The sequence below is a fragment of the Cupriavidus sp. 09_S30 genome (assembly GCF_056930435.1).
The window spans coordinates 2,360,509-2,380,465 of sequence record NZ_JBXOWI010000002.1 but is presented as its reverse complement, the minus strand read 5'-3'; the positions used below and the strand labels follow the sequence as shown (position 1 = coordinate 2,380,465).

17 protein-coding genes are annotated in these 19,957 nt (G+C 64.2%); 6 read left to right on the top strand and 11 right to left on the bottom strand.

Annotated features, from left to right (window positions below; genetic code table 11):
• Positions 1–11: 11 nt before the first annotated feature.
• The 4 genes from AC1Z3O_RS30830 to AC1Z3O_RS30815 all read right to left on the bottom strand — a co-directional run bounded on the left by AC1Z3O_RS30830 (position 12) and on the right by AC1Z3O_RS30815 (position 4,077).
• Positions 12–368 carry a SpoIIAA family protein gene (locus tag AC1Z3O_RS30830; RefSeq protein WP_483520479.1) on the bottom strand — a complete coding sequence of 119 codons (357 nt, stop codon included), beginning with the start codon at positions 366–368 and terminating at the stop codon, positions 12–14.
• 243 nt (positions 369–611) lie between these two features.
• Positions 612–1,346: a dienelactone hydrolase family protein gene (locus AC1Z3O_RS30825; RefSeq protein WP_483520477.1), complete on the bottom strand. Its 735-nt coding sequence runs from the start codon at positions 1,344–1,346 to the stop codon at positions 612–614.
• A gap of 979 nt (positions 1,347–2,325) precedes the next feature.
• Positions 2,326–3,009, bottom strand: coding sequence for an aspartate/glutamate racemase family protein (locus AC1Z3O_RS30820; protein ID WP_483520475.1), 684 nt, complete (start codon positions 3,007–3,009; stop codon positions 2,326–2,328).
• A gap of 138 nt (positions 3,010–3,147) precedes the next feature.
• Positions 3,148–4,077, bottom strand: a complete 930-nt coding sequence (locus AC1Z3O_RS30815) for an MBL fold metallo-hydrolase (RefSeq protein ID WP_483520473.1) — start codon at positions 4,075–4,077, stop codon at positions 3,148–3,150.
• Positions 4,078–4,357: 280 nt separating this feature from the next.
• On the opposite strand from AC1Z3O_RS30815, the gene AC1Z3O_RS30810 reads away from it, so the two are divergent.
• Positions 4,358–5,233 (top strand): class II glutamine amidotransferase, encoded by an 876-nt coding sequence (locus AC1Z3O_RS30810; protein ID WP_483520472.1) that lies wholly within the window; start codon positions 4,358–4,360, stop codon positions 5,231–5,233.
• Between the two features lie 57 nt (positions 5,234–5,290).
• Here AC1Z3O_RS30810 and AC1Z3O_RS30805 read toward each other — a convergent pair whose 3' ends face one another.
• Entirely contained in the window at positions 5,291–6,040 is a 750-nt protein-coding gene (locus tag AC1Z3O_RS30805) for an SDR family oxidoreductase (RefSeq protein WP_483520470.1), read from the bottom strand.
• A gap of 235 nt (positions 6,041–6,275) precedes the next feature.
• On the opposite strand from AC1Z3O_RS30805, the gene ada reads away from it, so the two are divergent.
• Positions 6,276–7,406 carry a bifunctional DNA-binding transcriptional regulator/O6-methylguanine-DNA methyltransferase Ada gene (gene ada / locus AC1Z3O_RS30800; RefSeq protein ID WP_483520469.1) on the top strand — a complete coding sequence of 377 codons (1,131 nt, stop codon included), beginning with the start codon at positions 6,276–6,278 and terminating at the stop codon, positions 7,404–7,406.
• Between the two features lie 77 nt (positions 7,407–7,483).
• Positions 7,484–8,152, top strand: coding sequence for a 2OG-Fe(II) oxygenase (locus AC1Z3O_RS30795; protein ID WP_483522093.1), 669 nt, complete (start codon positions 7,484–7,486; stop codon positions 8,150–8,152).
• Between the two features lie 86 nt (positions 8,153–8,238).
• Here the strand turns inward: AC1Z3O_RS30795 and AC1Z3O_RS30790 are convergent, their stop codons facing one another.
• Entirely contained in the window at positions 8,239–9,372 is a 1,134-nt protein-coding gene (locus AC1Z3O_RS30790; protein WP_483520467.1) for a thiolase family protein, read from the bottom strand.
• Between the two features lie 55 nt (positions 9,373–9,427).
• Positions 9,428–10,228: an SDR family NAD(P)-dependent oxidoreductase gene (locus tag AC1Z3O_RS30785; protein ID WP_483522091.1), complete on the bottom strand. Its 801-nt coding sequence runs from the start codon at positions 10,226–10,228 to the stop codon at positions 9,428–9,430.
• Positions 10,229–10,362: 134 nt separating this feature from the next.
• On the opposite strand from AC1Z3O_RS30785, the gene AC1Z3O_RS30780 reads away from it, so the two are divergent.
• Complete coding sequence (locus tag AC1Z3O_RS30780) at positions 10,363–11,307, top strand: GlxA family transcriptional regulator (protein WP_483520465.1); 945 nt, start codon at positions 10,363–10,365, stop codon at positions 11,305–11,307.
• A gap of 65 nt (positions 11,308–11,372) precedes the next feature.
• Here AC1Z3O_RS30780 and AC1Z3O_RS30775 read toward each other — a convergent pair whose 3' ends face one another.
• Positions 11,373–12,407 carry an AraC family transcriptional regulator gene (locus AC1Z3O_RS30775; protein WP_483520463.1) on the bottom strand — a complete coding sequence of 345 codons (1,035 nt, stop codon included), beginning with the start codon at positions 12,405–12,407 and terminating at the stop codon, positions 11,373–11,375.
• Between the two features lie 153 nt (positions 12,408–12,560).
• On the opposite strand from AC1Z3O_RS30775, the gene AC1Z3O_RS30770 reads away from it, so the two are divergent.
• Positions 12,561–12,980 carry a carboxymuconolactone decarboxylase family protein gene (locus AC1Z3O_RS30770; protein ID WP_483520461.1) on the top strand — a complete coding sequence of 140 codons (420 nt, stop codon included), beginning with the start codon at positions 12,561–12,563 and terminating at the stop codon, positions 12,978–12,980.
• 182 nt (positions 12,981–13,162) lie between these two features.
• Positions 13,163–14,446 (top strand): MFS transporter, encoded by a 1,284-nt coding sequence (locus tag AC1Z3O_RS30765; RefSeq protein WP_483520459.1) that lies wholly within the window; start codon positions 13,163–13,165, stop codon positions 14,444–14,446.
• A gap of 2 nt (positions 14,447–14,448) precedes the next feature.
• Here the strand turns inward: AC1Z3O_RS30765 and AC1Z3O_RS30760 are convergent, their stop codons facing one another.
• From AC1Z3O_RS30760 to AC1Z3O_RS30750, 3 genes are read right to left on the bottom strand one after another with little or no spacing between them, the layout of a single operon-like run.
• Positions 14,449–15,324: an alpha/beta hydrolase gene (locus tag AC1Z3O_RS30760; protein WP_483520457.1), complete on the bottom strand. Its 876-nt coding sequence runs from the start codon at positions 15,322–15,324 to the stop codon at positions 14,449–14,451.
• A gap of 29 nt (positions 15,325–15,353) precedes the next feature.
• Positions 15,354–16,793 carry an efflux transporter outer membrane subunit gene (locus AC1Z3O_RS30755; protein WP_483520455.1) on the bottom strand — a complete coding sequence of 480 codons (1,440 nt, stop codon included), beginning with the start codon at positions 16,791–16,793 and terminating at the stop codon, positions 15,354–15,356.
• Between the two features lie 18 nt (positions 16,794–16,811).
• Positions 16,812–19,955 (bottom strand): multidrug efflux RND transporter permease subunit, encoded by a 3,144-nt coding sequence (locus tag AC1Z3O_RS30750; RefSeq protein ID WP_483520454.1) that lies wholly within the window; start codon positions 19,953–19,955, stop codon positions 16,812–16,814.
• Between the last annotated feature and the right edge of the window lie 2 nt (positions 19,956–19,957).

Below are 19,957 nucleotides of genomic sequence, written 5' to 3'. Positions count from 1 at the left end.
CCGGGCGGTGCTCAGGCATTGATCCAGGCGCGCGCCTGCTCCAGTTCGTTGACGTGGAACGCCTTGACTTCGGCCTTCGTAAAGAACCGCGCCAGATGCATCGAGGCGTGGATCCATCCCGCATCAGCCACCACGGCGGCGCGCGTGATTCTGCGGGCGAGGGGAACGCCGAGCGTCAAGTCGGTCCACAGCGCCTTGGGCTCGATGCCGGTGAAGTGCTCGATGCGTTCCAGCACGCGGGTCTTGCCATGCAGTTCGATATCCCCACGCATGCGCTCGATGGCTTCGCGCAGATCGTGGTCGGTGACCTTGCCTTCGACGGTAATTTCGACGATCGGGGAATCGGGGTCGGTGTGATAGAGGATCATGGCGGAACCCCTTGGCAGAGGAGACGTGACACACACAGGCATGGGAAAACCTGGCATTCGATCACTTTTTAATGGTACGCCTTTTCACCCGGCCCGGATCGCACAGGGCACCGGTTCCCCCCAACTAGACCCACAAACGGTGAGACAAGGCGGCACCGCGCGCTGGCTCATACAGAGGGTCGGCCGGGATTCGCGGAAAATCCGCCACATCGGCGCTAAGCCACGGCTTTACATGACAATTATCTACCCCTCGTTCCGGCCCATGGTGGGGACCCCGAACACCTCCTCGAGAAGCGCGAGCATCATCGTCCATGACCGCTTGTCTGCGGATGGGTTGTAGCCGTAGCCGGGCTTGTTCAGGCGGTCAATGTCGGGATTGGTGTAGGCGTGCCCGACACCACCGAAGAGGTGAAGCTGCCAGTCCACCTGCTTGCGCTCCATTTCTGCTGCGAAGGCGGCCCTGTCCTCGGCCGGTACATCGGGATCCTGGTCGCCGATCATCATCAGGACTTTGGCCTGGATCGCTTGGTCAAGACTTCCTGCGGGACGCATCAAGCCGGGATGAAAGCCGACAGCGCATCGAATGGGGGCGCCGCCGCGCGCGAGTTCGAGGGCGCTGATGCCTCCTTGGCAAAAGCCGATGGCCGCCATCCGCTTCTGGTCGACGCCAGGCAGAGTCATCAGGAGCCTGAGCGCAGCACTTGCTCGAGCGAGTAGGAGTCCTGGTGCGGACATCAACTCGACATGGCGGCGCACTGCTTCGGATAAGGAAAATCCCTCGGCGCCATACATGTCGAGGGCGAACGCTGCATAGCCAAGCTCGGCCAGGCGCCTTGTTCGTGCCCGTATATGATCGTTCATCCCGAAGGCCTCATGCGCGATCAAAATCGCAGGCTTCTCCGTGTGCGGCGCATTGTCGGCGTAGTACCCCGTCAGCGGAGTTCCTTCACATTCGTAGGCTATCGTGCGTGTCTCCAACGTCGAATCTCCTTGCTCGGTAGGATGATTGGCCACCAGGTTTTGGTGGAGGCTGGTTGGTCTATGTGGATCCGACATTGAACGGGCATCGGCGCCAACCACACGCCGCGTAGGCCAAGCGCGTAGCCGAGTCGTTTCGATTGAGCCTAGGCGGAGCACCGCGTCAGTGTACCCATTAACTTTGAGACGGGACATCAAGTCCCATAGTCGGTTGGCCTTGTGCCGAAGTTAGTGGATTGGATTCTCAAAGATCATGGGCAGACGGAGCGCGCGGAAGGGCGGGGCAGCAGCGCACAATGCCTTGCAAAGAAGGCTTCATTCAGGAAGAAACCTGCGCGACCAATGTCGGCTTTCGCGAGTTCTGTCAGTTGTGATCGGATGCGCTGGATTACAGCCTCCCCCTCCATTGCGTGGGGCACTGACGCACGGATGAATACGCCACCAATGTCAGTGGGAGGACGTCCAGGACTCGAATCGCACCACCCGCCTCAAGGCGCGATGGTCTGACGAGGTGCTGTGACCAGGCGCTAAGACCAGTGCGGGTGCTTGTGGTGTTCGCCAGCGCGGGTAAGCCAGGCCGGGATGTCACCCCGAAGCTTGGGCGGCATCTGGCGCGCAAAGGAGAGTCGTGCCGAGGCCGGGGGCAGCGAGCGGGCGGCTTGCGCCACATGGGCAATAGAGTCACGGGCGCCGACGCTGGGAGCGGCTATCCCTGAAATGAGGAATACGATGCCCACGAGCACCGCACCGAGCATTCCTCCCGCAAGGGGCAGGGTTACAGCACGCCACATAGCCACCAACCTCCGGGAGTCGGCCGAATGTGCACCAGTACCACAGACAGCCCGGACTCACCCTACAGCATCTCCGTTTGATAGTAGCCTAAGGAAAGGCGAAGCGTGCCTTCCGGCGATCCGCTGCAGGTCCCCGGCGATTCTGCGCGACAGCCCCTGGCTCCGGTCACCGCGGAAATCCGGAACCTTCAGCCCTCGCTTTCCCGCCGCGCGCCGGGCAGGTGTAGCCCGGGCGCTGGGCGTCCTGGCGGCGAGACCGCTCGCATAGCAGCAAGCAAGCCAGAGGCCGGACTGCAAAGCAGTTTCGGTGAACTTCCCACGAGCTCCCTGGCTCCCGCCATGGAAGCCTGCGCGAGCGCGACGACATTGGCTCCCTCGTCATACGCCTGCTGGGCCGCAGCGGCAATGGTTTCAAGATAGCGCGCAATTTCGCCAGCCATAAACAATGGCCATGCTCCTTGCACTAGTCGAATCTCAACGGTGGCTCCGGATGTCTCGGCGGCATCCTGGAAGATGCGCGCAGTTGGGCCCAGTGTTGTCTCCACAGCGCACAAGACGATAACGCGGCCTCCCGCACTAGTGGCCTCTCGTGCCAAGGCGCTGTCAACTCGGACCACTGGCACAGGGCCGATCCTTTCCGCTTTCACGCAGGGACCGAGGGTCGAACATGTCAGAAGGACTGCGTCGGCCGCAAGCGCGAGTTCTGCCAACGCCATGGCAGTCTGACGTTCGATCTCAGCGTTCAGGCCTCCGCATTGTTGCGCTGCAGCGAGCAAATCGGGGCGCACCTTGTGGGTCAGGCTTAGTGCGGCGATATCCATCCCTGCCAGCGTCGCCTCAAAGACGCCAACATTGCTTTCGGCGGTATGCAAGCATGCAATGCGCACGTGAGTCCTCCTGATGGTCGACCCCGGAGTCTCGCATACTCGCGCCTGCCGCGACGGCGATGCCTGCACGGAAAGAGGCAGCTCGGCCTGGCTGGTTCGCAGGCCGGCGGCGAATGGTAGCGATCACCCAGGCCGGTAGACCCCGAGCTCGTTCACCTGTACCCGCCCGTCGGCCAGGAGTTCGGCCAGATGCCGGGAAATCGTGCGCGTCTCGGCGTCGACGACCCACAAAGCCTCATAGCCCGGCGGATACAGCAGCCGTTGCTCGACCAGTTGCGCCAGTGTCTTCGGGGATTCGCCCAGCATGGCCAGCAGGCGCTGCTCGCGTTCGTCGAGCTTGGCTGCGTAAGCGGCGAGATCGCGCAGGAAGCGCTCCCGGTCGGTGTAGACACCACGGTGATGGGATGTGACCCACACCTTTGCCGGAATATCCGGCAGCCGCGCCAGGCTGCGGCGGAAGTCGCCCAGGTTTGAACAGGCATCGCCGTAGTACGGCCCGAAGCCGGTCAGATCGATGTCGCCGATGAACGCCACGCCCTCTGGTTCGACCAGCAGGACGCAGTGGCCGGCGGTGTGTCCAGGCATGTGGAAGGCGCGAACCTGCACCTGCCCGAGATCCCAGGATGCACCGTCCACATAGGCTTGCGCGTCGGGTCGCGGTGCATAGAAGAAGTTGCGCTGGAACTTGGCCAGCATCTCCAGCGCGTGTGCGTCAGAACTGCCGTAGGCGGCGCGCAGTCCGTCCCAGCTGCGGGCAGCCTGCACATCGGCTTCGTGCACGTGCACGCTGGCGCCAGGAAGGCGGTGCAGGCCAGCCATATGGTCTTCGTGTACATGACCCATCACCACCAGTTCAGTCGCGTCAAACTCGGGGCCGATGTAGTTCGAGACGATGGGCGTGTCGAAGGCCGCGCGCGTGTCCGAGCCCCGGATGAGCACCTGGTTTCCATCGGGGTATTTCCCGCTCTTCTCGCCGAAGAAGACAGAGACGCGCCCGAAGTCGGCGCGGTGGATTTGCGGACCGGAACCGGGTTTGCCGGCGATGAGGCTCATATTGATCATCCCTTTTCAGATGGAATCTGTCGCAGCGGAGATCGGGAAGGACTGGTTGCGAAGCTGGCGGACCAGCACGTCGATCGGTGATCAGCCACTGGGCTGCCTGGTTTTCTCTTGCCTTCGCAATTCTGAAGAGGAGCCTCGGTTATATCAATGATCAATGGAACAATCGCTATCAAGGGGGAAGCTCTCCGCGCATTGCCCTTCGCGCTTCGCCGTCCTACAACTGCAAGTGGACCTGGAATGCACCGGGCCGCACTTGTCTAGGAGACGCACTATGTGCCGCTGGCTGGCCTACTCGGGCAAATCCGTTCCGCTGGAAACGGTGCTGTTCCAGCCGGAACACTCGCTGATCGACCAGAGCCTGAAATCGCGCCTGGGTCATACCACCACGAATGGCGACGGGTTCGGGGTCGGCTGGTATGGACGTCACTCGGAAGTACCATTCCGCTACCGCTGCCTGCACCCGGCCTGGAGCGACACCAACCTGCGCGAGACGGCGCGGGCGGTGAGGGCGCCGCTGTTCGTCGCTCACGTGCGTGCGGCCACTGGCACGCCGACGCAGGAGACCAATTGCCATCCCTTCCGCTTCGGCCGCTGGCTGTTCGCCCATAATGGCTTGGTCCGCGAATACCCCCTCCTGCGGCGCGACCTGATGATGGCCGTGGCGCCACACCTGTTCCGCTGGATCGAGGGGTCGACCGATTCCGAAGTGATGTTCTTCCTCGCCCTGACCTTCGGTCTGGAACGAGACCCGTGCGGCGCGCTGGAGCGGATGGCGGGGCTGGTCGAGGAAATCGGCCACCGCTACGACGTGCAGTTTCCGCTCAACATGACCATCTGTGTGACCGATGGTGAGCAGATCGTGGCGGTACGCTACTCGAGCGAGGCGAACTCGCGCTCCCTGTTCCGCAGCACCTCGTTCCGGCAGTTGCGCTCCCTGTACCCGAATGACCCGCGCATCATCGCGGCCGGCGATAATGCCTTCCTTGTCCTGTCCGAGCCGTTGATCGACGTGCAGGGAGTGTGGGAGGAGATTCCCGAGGCGAGCATCCTGATTGCCCGGGATGGCGAGGTGGAGCACCACCGCTTCGTGCCGCGGCTGCCGCAACCAGTCGAGTTGAGGGTCGTGGCTGGGTTGCCGCTAGGCTGATTTGCGGAATGATCCTCTTCACTTTGACATCGACGACCCAGGCTCACAGATGGACTGTCACTTGACTGCAGCGTTACCGCCGTCAGCGAACAGAGCCGAACCGGTGACAAAACTTGCCATGGGGCTGGCGAGAAAAAGCGCGGCGGATGCGATCTCGTCCGGTTGGGCGATTCGCTTCATGGCATGCAGCCCGGCTGCCCAGTCCTTCTGGCTTTGATCCCCGGCCATTGCGGTGTCCACACCGCCCGGCAGCAGTGCGTTTGCCCTGATCCCGTGTGCGGCGTAGTCGGCGGTGATGCCTTTCACCAATCCCATAAGACCGGCTTTCGACGCACCATAGGCAGCCATGCCGGGAAGGCCGACACTGGTTCCGACAAAGCTGGAGGTGAATACGATCGAGCCCCCGCCGCGCTTGATCATGGCGGGTATCTGGCTGCGCGCCCCCAGATAGGCGGCGGTCAGATTGGTGGCCAGTGTCTGCTGCCAGTCTTCCGGTGAGATGTCGGCGAGTGGCTTGATCGGCCCGACAGTGCCCGCGTTGTTGATGGCAATGTCGAGCCCACCGAATTCGTGCAGTGCCGCCGCAACAAGCCTTTCATGAGTATCGGCCAGACTGACGTCGCCAGCGGACGCATAGGCCTGCCCACCATGACTGCGGATTTCGTCGGCAACCTGATCCAGCTTGGCCTTGTTTCGCGCTGACAGGACGACCGCTGCGCCTTGTGCAGCGAACATCAGTGCGATCGCGCGTCCAATGCCGGCCGATGCGCCGGTAACGATGGCTATCTTTCCGTCAAGTGCGGTCATTTGTGATGCATCCTCTTGCTGTTGTTCTTAACGGCAATGTATTTGACCTTGCCCCACCAGGCACTCCGTTTCTTGCTTTCAAGGCATTCATGCGCGCAGCAACGTGTTGGAGCCGCTGGTGCCATGCTGGTACATCACCGAGAATTTCAAAGCAAGATTCGGATTTCAGGCTGTGATGGTGCTTGCTATAAAGCTATGGCAAAGACACATGACGGGTTGCTAGCGGAGGCATGAGATGTACACAGACAGGCCGAAGAAGGATGTTTCAAGGGGAGCGGACTCGCTCGCTGCCAGCCAGGGCGGAAGCAATCCATTGGTTTCCGCTGATGAGGATCGGTACTGGAATGCAATCGTCCATCGCGATGCAGCGGCTGAAGGGCGATTCGTCTATGCCGTCCGATCGACCGGCATCTATTGCCGGCCCGGTTGCCCATCGAGGCTGCCGAAGCGAGAAAACGTGTCATTTTTCGCATTAGCCGAGGAGGCTGAGAAAGCAGGCTTTCGGCCGTGCAGGCGCTGCCGGCCCGATGGTGTCTCCTTGGCCGAAAAGAATGCTGCCGCCGTCAGTAAGGCGTGCCGCTTGATCGAGATGTCGGAGACGTTACCGACACTCGATGATCTGGCTGTCGCCGTCGGCATCAGCTCCTACCATTTTCACAGACAGTTCAAGGCCATCACGGGCCTGACGCCAAAAGCTTATGCGAAGGCCCATCGCGCGAATTCCGTTCGTCAGGCGCTGGCCGACACGGATGGAACGGTCACGCAGGCAATCTACGAGGCAGGCTTTGGCTCGAACAGCCGTTTCTACGAAACGTCCACCGAGACACTGGGCATGACGCCAAGCGCCTACAGAGACGGCGGTGCCGGTGCCCAGATCCGGTTCGCCGTGGCCGAGTGTTCGCTCGGTGCCCTTCTTGTCGCTTGCAGTGCCAAGGGCGTATGCGCCATTGCGCTGGGAGAAGATCCCGACGCCCTGGCGCGCGAGCTTCAGGACCGCTTTCCGAAGGCGCAGCTCGTCGGTGGTGATACCGACTTTGAAAGGGTGGTCGCCCAAGTCGTGGGTTTTGTCGAGGCACCCGGCATCGGCCTGAACTTGCCGCTCGACATTCGGGGCACCGCCTTCCAGCAGAGAGTCTGGCAGGCGCTGAGAGACATCCCCGCCGGCCAGACGGCCAGCTATGCCGATATTGCCAAGCGCATCGGCGCCCCCACGGCGATGCGTGCCGTCGCGCAGGCCTGCGCTGCCAACACCATCGCAGTTGCGATTCCCTGCCATCGCGTGGTCAGGACAGACGGCTCGCTTTCCGGCTATCGCTGGGGTGTCGAGCGCAAGCGGGCGCTGCTGGAGAAGGAAGCAGAGTCATGAGCGGGCATTCCCTTCGGCCATCATGCTCCGACGCTTGTGCGACGATCAGGGACCGCATCGAGACCTATCGCTGGGACATGCTTTCGGCCGAGTTGGACACCCAAGGCTTCGCGGTAATGGGCGGTCTTCTCACGCCCCATGAATGCCGGACGGTTGCGGCCCTGTATCCGCATGCTGAGCATTTTCGCAGCCAGGTTCAGATGGGGCGGCATGGATTCGGCCAAGGCGAGTACAAGTACTTTCGCTACCCTCTGCCCGACCTGATCACCGCACTGCGCACAGGCCTCTATCCGCATCTTGCACCGGTGGCGAACGGTTGGAACGAAAGAATGGGGCTCGAAAGACGGTACCCGGCGCAGCACGCACAGTTTCTGCAGGAATGCCACGGCGCAGGGCAGAAGCGGCCCACGCCGCTTCTTCTGCAGTATGTGTCCGGCGACTTCAACTGTCTCCACCAGGATCTTTATGGAGACCTCGTCTTCCCGCTGCAGGTCGCCATTCTTCTATCCGAGCCTGGGGAGGATTTCACCGGTGGCGAGTTTGTCCTGACGGAACAGCGCCCACGCATGCAGAGCCGCGTGGAGGTCGTCCCCTTGCGTCGCGGAGATGCGGTCATCTTCGCAGTCCATCATCGGCCCGTTCGTGGAACCCGGGGGGATTACCGGGTCAATCTCCGGCATGGCGTAAGCCGAGTCCGCTCGGGATTACGCCATACCCTCGGCATCATTTTCCATGATGCCCAATAGAACTGGCCACTTGCTGGGGCGGTCATGGTTTCAAGGCGAAGGGGGGAGCCACGACCCTAGAGGTTGCAGCCGGTTGCTGGCGATCGCTACGGCCGCTCCAGTATCGTGGCAATGCCCTGTCCGCCGCCTACGCATTGCGTGGCCAACGCATAGCGCCCATGCTGCTGAGCGAGCAAGGCTGAGGCCTTGCCGGTGATGCGCGCGCCGGTGGCACCCAGCGGATGGCCGATGGCCAGCCCCCCACCGTCGATGTTCACGGTTGCCATGTCCAGCCCCAGATCGCGGATGCAGGCCAAGGCCTGCGACGAGAACGCTTCGTTGATTTCCACGACGTCGAGATCGGCTGCCGTCAGGCCGGCCCGTGCCAGCGCCTTGCGCGTCGCCGGAATCGGACCGATGCCCATGATGGCCGGGTCGACCCCCACGGTGGCAAAGCTGCGCACACGCGACAGCGGCTGCAGCTTGTGGCGCAAGGCAAACTCATCGCTTACCACCAGCACTGCCGCGGCGCCATCGGTCAGCGGCGACGAAGTGCCGGCCGTGACCACGCCATCGGCCCGGAAGGCCGGCTTCAGTCCGGCCAGCGCCTCCTGCGTCGTAGCGGGGCGGATGCAGCCGTCGGCATCGACCACTTCGCCATCCTGCAGGCGGATCGGCACGATCTCGTCGGCCAGGCGACCCTGCTCGCGGGCGGCGGCGGCCTTCTGGTGGGACTGCAGCGCGAGCAGTTCCTGATCGGCGCGGCTCACGTTCCAGAGCTGCGCCACGTTTTCCGCCGTTTCGCCCATGGAGATGTAAGCAGCGGTGTTGGCCTGCAATTCAGGGTTGGGAGAAAAGTTGAAGCCGCCCTGCGGCACCATCGTCATCGATTCCACGCCCACACAGAGGAAGGCATCGCCCATCCCCGCCTCGATCTGCGCCGCCGCAATGTGCACCGCTTGCATCGAGGAGCCGCAGAAGCGGTTTACCGTCATGCCGCCCACTGCCTCCGGCAGACCCGCCAGCAGGCCGACGATGCGCGCCAGGTTGTTGCCCTGTGCGGCCTCGGGGTAGGCGCAGCCGAGGATCACGTCCTCCAGCAGCGCCGGATCGAGGTCGGTGCGCTGCAGCAGGCCTTGCACGACCTGCGCCGCTAGCGTGTCGGGCCGCACTTCGGCCAGGCGGCCTTTGCGGGCAAAGTGAAAGGGCGAGCGCGCATAGGCGGCGATGACAGCTTTCATGGTGTTTACTCCTTGCATTCCTGGAAGGGATCGGGCAGGGCTTCAGGTGCGCCGATCAGAGCGCAGCCGCATAACGCTGCGCGACGGTGTTGCTGGATAGGTGGCCCGCCATGGTCTGGCGCGCAGCTTCGTAGGCATCCCACTCTTCGCCGGCGTGCAGGGATGGGATGGTGACTCTCTCGCCACGTTCAAAGCCCAGCAGCGCGGCATCGACCATGTCTTCGGCACGCATCACGATGCGCTGATCCAGGTGCTCGACCGGCAGACCGCCGGTGGCCCAGAAGTCGGTGGCGGTAGCGCCGGGCAGCACGGCCTGCACCTGCACTCCCTTGCCGGCCAGTTCATGCTGCAGCGACTGGCTGAAAGCCAGCACGAAGGCCTTGCTGCCGCCATAGACGCCGTTCAGTACCTCCGGCGCGATGGCGACGATGGACGCGATGTTGATGATTGCGCCCCGGCCGCGTGCCACGAACCCCGGGACCACGGCATAGGTGAGCCGCATCAGCGCCGTGACATTCAGTTCGACCATGCGGGTCATCTGCTCCACATCGCTTTCCAGCAGCGGCGTGTGAGTGCCAATGCCGGCGTTGTTCACCAGCAGGGTAATGCTGGCGTCCCGGCGCAGTTGCTCCTCCACCTGCGCCAGCCCGGCCCGGTCGTTCAGGTCAGCGGCCAGTACCTCCACCGCACGCCCGGTGCGGGTGCTGATGTCGTTGGCCTGCGTGTTCAGCCGCTCGCGGTTGCGCGCAACGAGGATCAGGTCGTAGCCGCGCTGTGCAAGTCGGTCCGCGTAGAGCGCACCGATGCCGCTGGATGCGCCGGTGATGAGGGCGGTGCCGCGATCGGACTGGGTCATGGACTGAGTCATGGTGAATCTCCTTGGCAAGGGTCGGATAGGCCCGTGGCGTGAATAGTGGGGTTTGCAGCCGATGTCGTAAATGACGTATATAGTCATGAATAAGGACATCGATGGAAGGAAGGAGCGATTCCATGCATCGCATCGGTTACATACTCCCTGAGGGCTTCCAGGTCATGGCGCTCAGCACCCAGGCCGTATTCGAGTTCGCCAACCTGTTGGCAGGCCAGCCTTTCTACGCCGTGGAGAACTACGCCCTGGGCGGCATGGCGCGCGCATCGACGGGCCTGGCGGCGCAAGCCCGCTCACTCACCGCGCGCAGCAGTGCCGATACCTGGCTGGTGGCCGGTATCATCACACCGCTCTCCATGCCCATGTCGTCCGAACTGCCCCGGCTGGTGGGCAAGATCGCCGCGCGTGCACGGCGCATCGCAGGCTTGTGTACCGGCGCATTCGTCGTGGCCGACGCAGGCCTGCTCGACGGACGCCGCGCCACCACGCACTGGTACTGGGCCGAAGCCTTGCAGCAGCGCCACCCCCGCGTGCAGGTCGAGGCCGATCGCATCTACATCGCCGACGGTCCGGTGTGGACCTCCGCCGGCATGACGGCGGAGCTGGATCTGGCGCTCGCGCTGGTGGAAAAGGATCTGGGCGCCGAGATTGCGCGCTCAGTGGCGCACCGGCTGGTCATGCACCAACGCCGCTCAGGCGGGCAGTCGCAGCATTCCGAGATGCTCAAGCTCGCGCCCAAGTCCGACCGCATCCAGCAAGCGCTCGAGCATGCGCGGCGCAACCTCGCGCAGCCACTGAGCGTGGAGGAACTGGCCGAGGCCGCGCACCTGAGCCCACGCCAGTTCAGCCGCGTGTTCACAGCCGAGACGGGGCAGTCACCAGCGAAGGCCGTCGAGGGACTGCGGCTCGAAGCTGCGCGGCTGATGATCGAAAGCAGCCGGCATTCGCTGGACGTGGTGGCCAAGGAGACGGGATTTCGTGACCGGCGTCATATGCGCGAGGCCTTCATGCGCGGCTTCGGCATGCCGCCTCAAGCCGTCCGGCGCGAAGCGCGGGGAGCGCAGTGAGCCTCTCCATGGGCCGCAAGGCTTTAGGGCGCCGCCAAACTGCCTTTCTTCTGCCTACCGGTTGCCTATTGGCGGGGCGCAAGATCGCTGTGGCTGGATTCCGGCGGGTTGGCCCGCCACTTGGACACACTGCAACCAAACTGGCCGCTGAACCACCGCGAAAAGGCACTCAAGGAAGAAAAGCCGAGCAGCATGGCGACTTCCGACAGCGGTCGCTCTCGATTCTCGATGTAGCGCCTCACCAGATCGACCCGCACTGCATTGAGCACCGTCGAATAGTTCTCACCATGAATGCTCAAGCGCTGGTGAACGGTGCGCCGATCCACGCCGAGATGTTGTGCGATGCGGTCGACGGAGCAGTTGCCTGAGGGAAGCATGGTGACCACCAGCTGCCGCACCTTGTCGGGCATGCTCGCGTTGGTCTGCGCAAGCATGGTGTCGAGGTACTGCTTCACCTGTTGCGCCATGATGGGGTCATAGGTCGGCAAGGGCGCTTCCAGATCGGAGGCGCGGCAGACGATGCCGTCAAAGTCCTGGTTGAACAGCACCGGCATGCCGAAGATGCGCGTATGCGTGGTCGCATTGGCTGGCGCCGCGTGCGTGAAGCAGATGCTGCGCGGCCGCCATGACGGGCCCAGGAAGAGATGCAACATGCGATACAGGACGCCAACGGCCAACTCAACGGATTGACGCGCCGACCCGGGCACGCGCACGCCCAGCAATTCCTCGCGGATGATCACGAGCCCCTCCACTTCTTCGATTCGGGTCGCCAGTCCTTCGTTGTGTACACGCATATGGCGGGCCATCGATTCGAGCGCGCCGCGCAGCGTCGGTTCTTCCCGCAGCGCGAAAGCCAAAGCCCCGAGGTGCGCGAGCTGGCGCGTCTCAGCCATGCGCAGACCGAAGCCCTCGACGCCGGCGACTCGCGCTGACGTCTCCAGCAAGCGACCCAACGCTTCGAGCGGAATCCTGGTATCCGGGTCCAGCAGCGCATAGTGGCTGATGCCCGCCGCACTCAGCTGCTGGTAAGGATCCAGCCCGACCGAGCGCGCGACTTCCACATAGTTGTTGAGGCTGGCGCTGCGTATGAAAGAGGACATCACGTTTTCCCTTGGTCTCCCAAAATGTTAAATCAAACTCCCAAAAGGTCAAATTGCGGCGGGTCGATCACCGATACTGGCCACGTCGCGTATGCCCTGCACAGGTGCCTGAAGGAAGCCTGAGGGAACGCAGAGACTCGATGGAGACTACCCATGAGCAAAGAAGAAAACGGCAAGGCCGAGGCTAGCGTCACCCCCGTCTGTGATGGCCTGCGAGCATCCGGATATTGGAATCCTGTCTGGGATCCTTTTGCCGAGCTCGACCCGATCTGGACCGAGAAATTCATGGCGATGACCATGCACCCCATTATGTCGGGCGTGCTCGAGCCGAAGGTGCTGGAGTTTCTCGCCATTGCCGTGGATGCGTCATGCACGCATATGTACGCGCCGGGCACGCGCCGGCACATCCGCAGGGCGCTCGAACTTGGCGCCACCAAAGAGGAGGTCAATGCCGTACTGCAGGCCGTGAGCGTCCTCGGTATTCACACGAGCAGCCTGGGCGCGCCGATCCTTCTAGAGGAATTGGCTGCCATGCAAGAGACACAAAGAGCGGATGATCGGGCTGCGGCGTGAGTGCCGCAATCACGATCAGGTAGGGCAGGTCATCGGCCCGAACGGCGGCATGTTCTGCTCGAACGGTGGTCGATTCCTGCCCTGTCCGTAGCAAAGTCGAGTTGGCACGAGATGGCCGAGGCAGTCCTGGCCTGACACCCAAGAAAGAGACCGCGTGAGCGGCGCAATTCCAGGAGACAACCGTGTACAAGAAGAGTCCGATCGTCGCGTTGGCGGCGTTGCTGTTCATTCACGTGCTGGCGCACATCGATCGCTACATGCTGCTGGGCTTTTCCTCCCAGGTGATTGGCGATCTTCGCCTGAGCAATGCCCAATATGGCTTCCTGGTGGGGGCGGTCTGGGTGCTGAGCTTCGGCGTGATGGCCGTATTCCTGGGCACGCTTGCCGACCGCTTCAGCCGCACACGCGTTATCGCTGGTGGGTTGTTGATCTGGAGCGTTTGTACTGCGGCCTCAGGCTTCGCGCAGAATTTCGAACAGATGGTGGCTGCCCGCTTCTTCGTGGCCAGCGGTGAGGCTGCATTGGTGCCGGCAGCGGTGGCATTGCTGGTCGAAATGTTCTCCGAGAAGCGGCGGGGCACTGCGATCGGGGTGTTTTTCATGGGCATCCCGCTCGGCGTCGGCTTCAGCTTCCTGCTGGCCGGCACGTTCGGCGCCACGCATGGCTGGCGTTCGACGTTCCACGTGCTCGGGGTTCTTGGCATCTTGATCGCCTTGCCGCTGGCATTCATCAAAGACGAGCGTAAGCACACGGCTCAGCATGAGCGTGGTGCTCCGTTCCTTGCCCAGGTGCGTGGCGCGCTGGGTGTCCTGGGCGGCAATCCGACCTTGCTGGCGGTCACGGTGGGTTTTGTGCTGGTGCATTTCGCGTTTGCCGGCCTGGCGTTCGCGCAACTGTGGCTGGTGCGCGAGCGTGGCTATGACGCCGCAACCATTGCGCGGACGATCGGGGAGCTGCAACTGGTCTTCGGCACCTTGGGATCGGTGGCCGGTGGCGTGCTCGGCGATCGCTTCTCAAAGCGCCTGCCGGGCGGTCACCTGGGGTTCATGTTGTTGCTCGTTGCGATCTGCGGCCCGCTGATGATCGCCTACCGCTTCGCTGCCCCGGGCTCGGCGCTGTTCTATGTCGGGATGTGCGCCGGCTTCTTCCTGCCGCTGGCGCTCTATGGCCCGACCAACACGGTGATCATGAGCCAGGTGCCGGCAAGCATGCGTTCGACGATCTCCGGGTTCAACATGCTGCTCGTCAACGTGTTTGCCGTGGCTATCGGCAACCTCGCTGCCGGCACGATCAGCGACGCGCTTGTCCGGTCTGGTTTTTCCGCGCCGCTGACCTATGTACTGCTGGGTACGGACGTGCTGGCCGTTGCATCCGGCTTGTGCTTCTTCATTGCCGCGCGGCGCGGCTTCCGCACCAAGATGCCGCTGGGCCATGCGGACCAAGCCGCGTCGTACCCTCACGCTTGAGACTAGGCACGTGCTCCGGCCAGGAATTCAGTCACCTGCCGGGCCACGTCCTCGCGCTCGTTGTCGATGCAGATCATGTGGTAGCTGTTGCTGAGCGCCACCAGACGGGCCTTGGGCCGGGCGCGATCACCGGCGCCGCCATCGTTGTTGACGTGATCACGGATGTACTGGGCGGATTTCAGGCTGGTGAGCTCATCATCCACGGAGTGGACAAGCAATGTCGAACATTGCAGCCGCTCCAGGCCCCGCTTCGCGATCTGCCGAAGCCGGTCGAGCTCGCGGATCGTGCTCAACGGCACCCAGGCGTAGTGTCGGCTGTCACCGCGCGAGAACCGTCGCTTGAGCAGGGTGCGCAGGCGCTGGTTCTTCACGCCGTACGGGCTTCGCTCCGGGACCCTGAGGTAGTCGGCCAGCAGGGGGATGCGATAGAGGACGTGCCGGATGAACCGGTACCAGGGCTGCGACCAGCCATCGAGGAACAGCGGGGGCGCCAGCAGCACCAGCCGGTCGCGCCCGTTGCCACCGAGCGCTTCAGTCTTGCCCACCTCCAGGGCCAGCAGTGCTCCCATGCACATGCCGACCATATGCACCGCCCGGTATTGCTGGCGCAGGCTGGCCAGCTTGCCGCGCAACGCTGCCAGCCAATCATCGAGCGTGACCTCGCGCAGGGCTTCAGGACGCGTGCCATGTCCTGGCAGCAGCAGTTCGGCGGTCTGCATGCCCTGGGCGGCGATCTGGCTCTTCAACTTTCCCAGATCGTGCTCGGTGCCGCCCAGCCCATGGACCAGCAGCACGACCTCGGCCCGGGTGTGGCTCGCGTTGTCTGCGTCGCCAGCGTTGCCCGCGTTGTTCGCATTGTTCTTGTGTTCGGCGTTCATGTTCAACTGATTCGACAAGTCCTCTTGATCTACTGTCGCGACGCGCTGCCGGCGGCGGCGTCGGTGTCCGCCATGCCGCCGCCCAGCGCCTTGTAGAGCGCAACGGCGTTACCGAACTCGTCGCGCCGGAGGTCCAGCAGCGATTGCCGCGCGGCATACAGTTGCCGCTGGGAATCCAGCAGTTCCAGGCGGCCATCGAGGCCTGCGCGGTAGCGCAGGTTGGAAAGCTCTGTCCGGCGCTCGGCGCTGGCCACCGCCCGGGTCTGTGCGGCAATCTGGCGGCCGAACGTTTCGCGCCCGGCCAGACCGTCGGCGACTTCCCGGAACGACGCCTGGATCGCGCGCTCGTACTCGGCGACGGCGCTGGATTTGCGCAACTCCGCCAGGCGCAGTTCAGAGCGAAGCCTGCCGCCCTGGAACAGCGGGATCGCGACCTGCGGCGCAAAGGCCCAGCTGCGGTGATCGTCGTCGAACAGGCCACGCAGGGCGGGACTGACAAAGCCCAACGAAGCGGTCAGCGACAGCCGCGGAAAGAATGCCGCGCGCGCCGCGCCGATGTCGGCATTGGCCGCCATCAGTTGCTGCTCCGCCTGCAGGATGTCCGGTCGGCGCAGCAGCAGGTCGGACGGCAGGCCCGCGGGGAGCTGCGTCACCGCCGGCTGCTGTTCCAGCGGCAGGGGAGGGGGGAGATCCGCGCGCAGTTCGGTGCCCACCAGCAATTGCAGCGCATTGCGGGCTTGCGCCACGGCGCGCGTGCGCGCGTCCAGGTCCGCTTCGGCGCTGGCCACCTGGCCTTCGGCTTGTGCCACGTCGAGGCCGCTGTTCTGGTGGCCTTCGCGCAGCCGGCGTGCCAGTTCGAGCGATTGCTGCCAGTCGGCCAGCGTGCGCTGGGCCAGTTGCCGCTGCTCGTCGGCCAGGCGTTCTGCGAAGTAGGCATCGGCCACCGCGCCGACCAGCGAGATCTGCGCGGCCCGGCGCCCTTGCTCGCTGGCCAGGTAGCGTGCGAAGGCAGCGTCGGAGAGCGACCGCAAGCGGCCGAACAGGTCGATCTCGAATGCGCTCAGTCCGACGTTGACGCCAAACTGGTTCTGCGTGGCCGCAGGAATCGCGGGATCGACAGCCGCGTTGGCCGCCGTGCGCTGCCGCGCGGCGGTTCCGGTGGCATCGATGCTGGGGAACTGCGCGGCGCGTTGAATGCCGTACTGCGCCTGGGTGGCCTGCGCGGCCAGCGTGGCCAGGCGGAGGTCACGGTTGTTGGCCAGCGCCAGCTCGATCAGGCGCTGCAGACGCTCGTCGCCGAACATGGCGCGCCAGCCCAGATCGGTTGCCTGCGCGGCTGCCTGCGCGTGTTCGCCGGCGGCCGTGCTTGTGGGGTACGACTGCGGCACAGGCAGGTCGGGTTTGACCAGCGCAGGCGTCAACGAGCAGGCCGACAAGGCCACGACAATGGGGAGAATGAGAAATCGCATGATGAAAGTACTCCTGCCTTAGTCCTCTTGCCCGTGGCCGGGCGCGGCTTGCTTGCGGCGCGACGCCAGCCACCGCCCCAGGCGCTCCTGCAGGCCCGTCACGAACACGAAGAAAACCGGAACGAAGAAAATGGCCAGCACCGTGGCGGCCACCATGCCGCCGAACACGCCGGTGCCGATCGCGTGCTGCGTTTCGGCGCTGGCGCCCGACGCGATCATCAACGGCACCACGCCAAGCCCGAAGGCCAGTGAGGTCATCAGGATCGGGCGCAGGCGCAGCCGCGAGGCTTCCACGGCCGCTTCGACGAGGCCCTTGCCTTCTTCGCGCAACTGCTTCGCAAACTCCACGATCAGGATTGCGTTCTTCGCCGACAGGCCGATCACGGTGATCATCCCGACCTTGAAGAACACGTCGTTCGGCAAGCCGCGCAGCAGCACCGCGCCGATCGCGCCGATCAGGCCGAGCGGCACCACCAGCATCACCGACAGCGGAATCGACCAGCTCTCGTAGAGCGCGGCGAGCACCAGGAACACGACGATCATCGACAGCGCCATCAGCAGCGGCGCCTGCGACGCCGACTGGCGTTCCTGCAGCGACTGTCCGGTCCACTCGACCGCGAAGCCGTTCGGCAATTGCGCGGCCAGTCGTTCCATCTCGACCATGGCCGCGCCGCTCGAGTGGCCGGGCGCGGCGGTGCCCGAGATGCGCGCGGACGGGTAGCCCTGGAAGCGCACGAGCTGCAGCGGCGTTTCGGACCAGACCGGCTGGACCACTTCAGACAGCGGCACCATGCCGCCGCCCGCGTTGCGCACATACAGCTTCATCACGTTGTCGAGCTGCATGCGCGCCGGCACGTCGGCCTGGATGATCACCTGCTGCATGCGGCCCGCGTTCGGGAAGTCGTTCACGTAAGTCGAACCCATCGCGGCCGACAGCGTGTCACTGATGCTCGTGAACGACACGCCGAGCGCTTCGGCCTTCTGCCGGTCGATTTCCAGGCGAACGCTGGTGCCCGGCGGCAGGCTGTCCGGGTAGACGCCGGTGACGACCTTGCTTTGCGCGGCCAGTTCGAGCAGCTTCGTTTCGGCCGCCTTGAGCGCCGCGGCGCCCTGGTTCGCGCGATCCTGCAGGCGCATCGTGAAGCCCGAGCTGTCGCCGAGTTCGTCGATCGCAGGCGGCATCAGGCTCATCACCATCCCTTCGGTCACGCCGGACATCGCCTGCTGCGCGCGCATCGCTTCGTCATAGGTGGTGGCGCCGTTGCGCTCGTCCCAGTCCTGCAGCACGCTGAAGTTCAGTGCGGCGTTCGAGCCCGATCCGGAGAAGCCATAGCCGATCACCGAGACGTTCGACTGGATCGACGGACGCGATGCGAGATGCTTCTCGAGCGTCTCAACCACGTCGACCGTACGCTCGGCCGTGGCATCCGCGGGCATCAGGAAGCTGGTGATGAAGTAACCCTGGTCTTCCTCTGGCAGGAACGACGACGGCAGCGTGCGAAACCCGACCACCAGGGCGCCGCAGATCGCGACGAACAGCAGCAGCACGCGGCCCGTGCGGCCGACCAGGCGGCCGACGCGGGTGTCATACCATTGCGTCAGGCGTTCGAAGCGGCGGTTGAACCAGCCGAAGAAACCGCGTTTCTCGTGATGACCCAGCTCGACCGGCTTGAGCATCGTCGCGCACAGGGCCGGCGTGAGCGTCAGCGCGAGCAGCGCGGAGAACAGGATCGAGACGGCCATCGACAGCGTGAACTGCTTGTAGATCACGCCGACCGAGCCGCTCGCGAGCCCCATCGGGATGAACACGGCGGTCAGCACCAGCGTGATGCCGACGATGGCACCCGTGATCTCCTTCATTGCCTTGATCGTGGCGTCCTTTGGCGACAGGCCTTCCTCGGCCATCAGGCGCTCGACGTTCTCGACGACGACGATCGCGTCGTCGACGATGATGCCGATTGCGAGCACCATGCCGAACATTGTCAGCACGTTGATCGAAAAGCCCGTGGCCAGCATCACGGTGAAGGTGCCGAGCAGCGCCACCGGCGCGACGATCGCCGGAATCAGCGTGTAGCGCACGTTTTGCAGGAACAGGTACATCACGAGGAACACCAGCACCATCGCCTCGACCAGCGTATGCAGCACCTTCTCGATCGAGATCTTGACGAACGGCGAGGTATCGAACGGAATCGAGGCGCTCATGCCGGCCGGCATCGACTTGCTCAGTTCCGCGAGGCGCGTGCGCAGCGCGTCGGCGGTCTTGACCGCGTTCGCGCCCGGCGAAAGCTGCACCGCCGCGAAGGTCGCGGGCTTGCCGCCCTGCCGGCTGAGGAAGGCGTAGGATTGCGAACCCAGTTCGACGCGCGCGACGTCGCCCAGTACGACCTTCGAGCCGTTCGCGTTGGCGCGCAGCACGATCGCGGCGAACTGTTCGGGCGTCGTCAACTGGCCCTGGGCGGTCAGCGGCACGGTCACCCGCTGGCCCGGCAAGGCCGGCGACGCGCCGAGGCTGCCCGGCGAGATCTGCACGTTCTGCTGAGCGATCGCGCCGGTCAGGTCGGTCATCGACAAGCCATAGGTGATCAGCTTGTTCGGGTCGACCCAGATGCGCATCGCGCGCTCGGCACCGAACACTTGCACGCGCCCGACCCCTTCGGTGCGTCGCAGATCCTCGACGATGTTGCGGGCCATGTAGTCGCTGAGCTCGGCTTCGCTGAAGCGGCCGCTTTCGGACTGGAGGCTGATGAACATCAGGAAGCCGGACGACGCCGATTCGACGATCAGGCCGTTCTGGCGCACCGCGGACGGCAGGCGCGGCTCGACGGCCTTGATCTTGTTCTGCACGTCCACCTGGGCCAGCGCCGGGTCCGTGCCGGGCTTGAAGGTCACGGTGATCTGCGCCAGGCCCGAGGTGTCGGACGACGACTCGAAGTAGAGCAGGTTCTTGACGCCGGACAGCTCGCGCTCGATGAGGCTCAGCACGCCATCGCTCATGGTCTGCGGGGTGGCGCCCGGATAGGTCGCGTAGATCGTGACGCTGGGCGGCGCGACCGACGGGTAGCGCGCGATCGGCAGTTGCGGGATCGCGATCAGGCCCATCAGGATGATGAAGAGGGCGATCACCCACGCAAAGACCGGGCGCCGGATGAAGAATTGAGACATGG

Bases quoted from the DNA above. Each gene is read 5' to 3' on its own strand.
- AC1Z3O_RS30785 (WP_483522091.1), bottom strand. From the start codon at position 10,228: ATGACCCAGTCCGATCGCGGCACCGCCCTCATCACCGGCGCATCCAGC.
- AC1Z3O_RS30790 (WP_483520467.1), bottom strand. From the start codon at position 9,372: ATGAAAGCTGTCATCGCCGCCTATGCGCGCTCGCCCTTTCACTTTGCC.
- AC1Z3O_RS30755 (WP_483520455.1), bottom strand. From the start codon at position 16,793: ATGCGATTTCTCATTCTCCCCATTGTCGTGGCCTTGTCGGCCTGCTCG.
- AC1Z3O_RS30770 (WP_483520461.1), top strand. From the start codon at position 12,561: ATGAGCAAAGAAGAAAACGGCAAGGCCGAGGCTAGCGTCACCCCCGTC.
- AC1Z3O_RS30780 (WP_483520465.1), top strand. From the start codon at position 10,363: ATGCATCGCATCGGTTACATACTCCCTGAGGGCTTCCAGGTCATGGCG.
- AC1Z3O_RS30830 (WP_483520479.1), bottom strand. From the start codon at position 368: ATGATCCTCTATCACACCGACCCCGATTCCCCGATCGTCGAAATTACC.
- AC1Z3O_RS30750 (WP_483520454.1), bottom strand. From the start codon at position 19,955: ATGTCTCAATTCTTCATCCGGCGCCCGGTCTTTGCGTGGGTGATCGCC.
- AC1Z3O_RS30815 (WP_483520473.1), bottom strand. From the start codon at position 4,077: ATGAGCCTCATCGCCGGCAAACCCGGTTCCGGTCCGCAAATCCACCGC.
- AC1Z3O_RS30805 (WP_483520470.1), bottom strand. From the start codon at position 6,040: ATGACCGCACTTGACGGAAAGATAGCCATCGTTACCGGCGCATCGGCC.
- ada (WP_483520469.1), top strand. From the start codon at position 6,276: ATGTACACAGACAGGCCGAAGAAGGATGTTTCAAGGGGAGCGGACTCG.
- AC1Z3O_RS30775 (WP_483520463.1), bottom strand. From the start codon at position 12,407: ATGTCCTCTTTCATACGCAGCGCCAGCCTCAACAACTATGTGGAAGTC.
- AC1Z3O_RS30760 (WP_483520457.1), bottom strand. From the start codon at position 15,324: ATGAACGCCGAACACAAGAACAATGCGAACAACGCGGGCAACGCTGGC.
- AC1Z3O_RS30795 (WP_483522093.1), top strand. From the start codon at position 7,484: ATGCTTTCGGCCGAGTTGGACACCCAAGGCTTCGCGGTAATGGGCGGT.
- AC1Z3O_RS30810 (WP_483520472.1), top strand. From the start codon at position 4,358: ATGTGCCGCTGGCTGGCCTACTCGGGCAAATCCGTTCCGCTGGAAACG.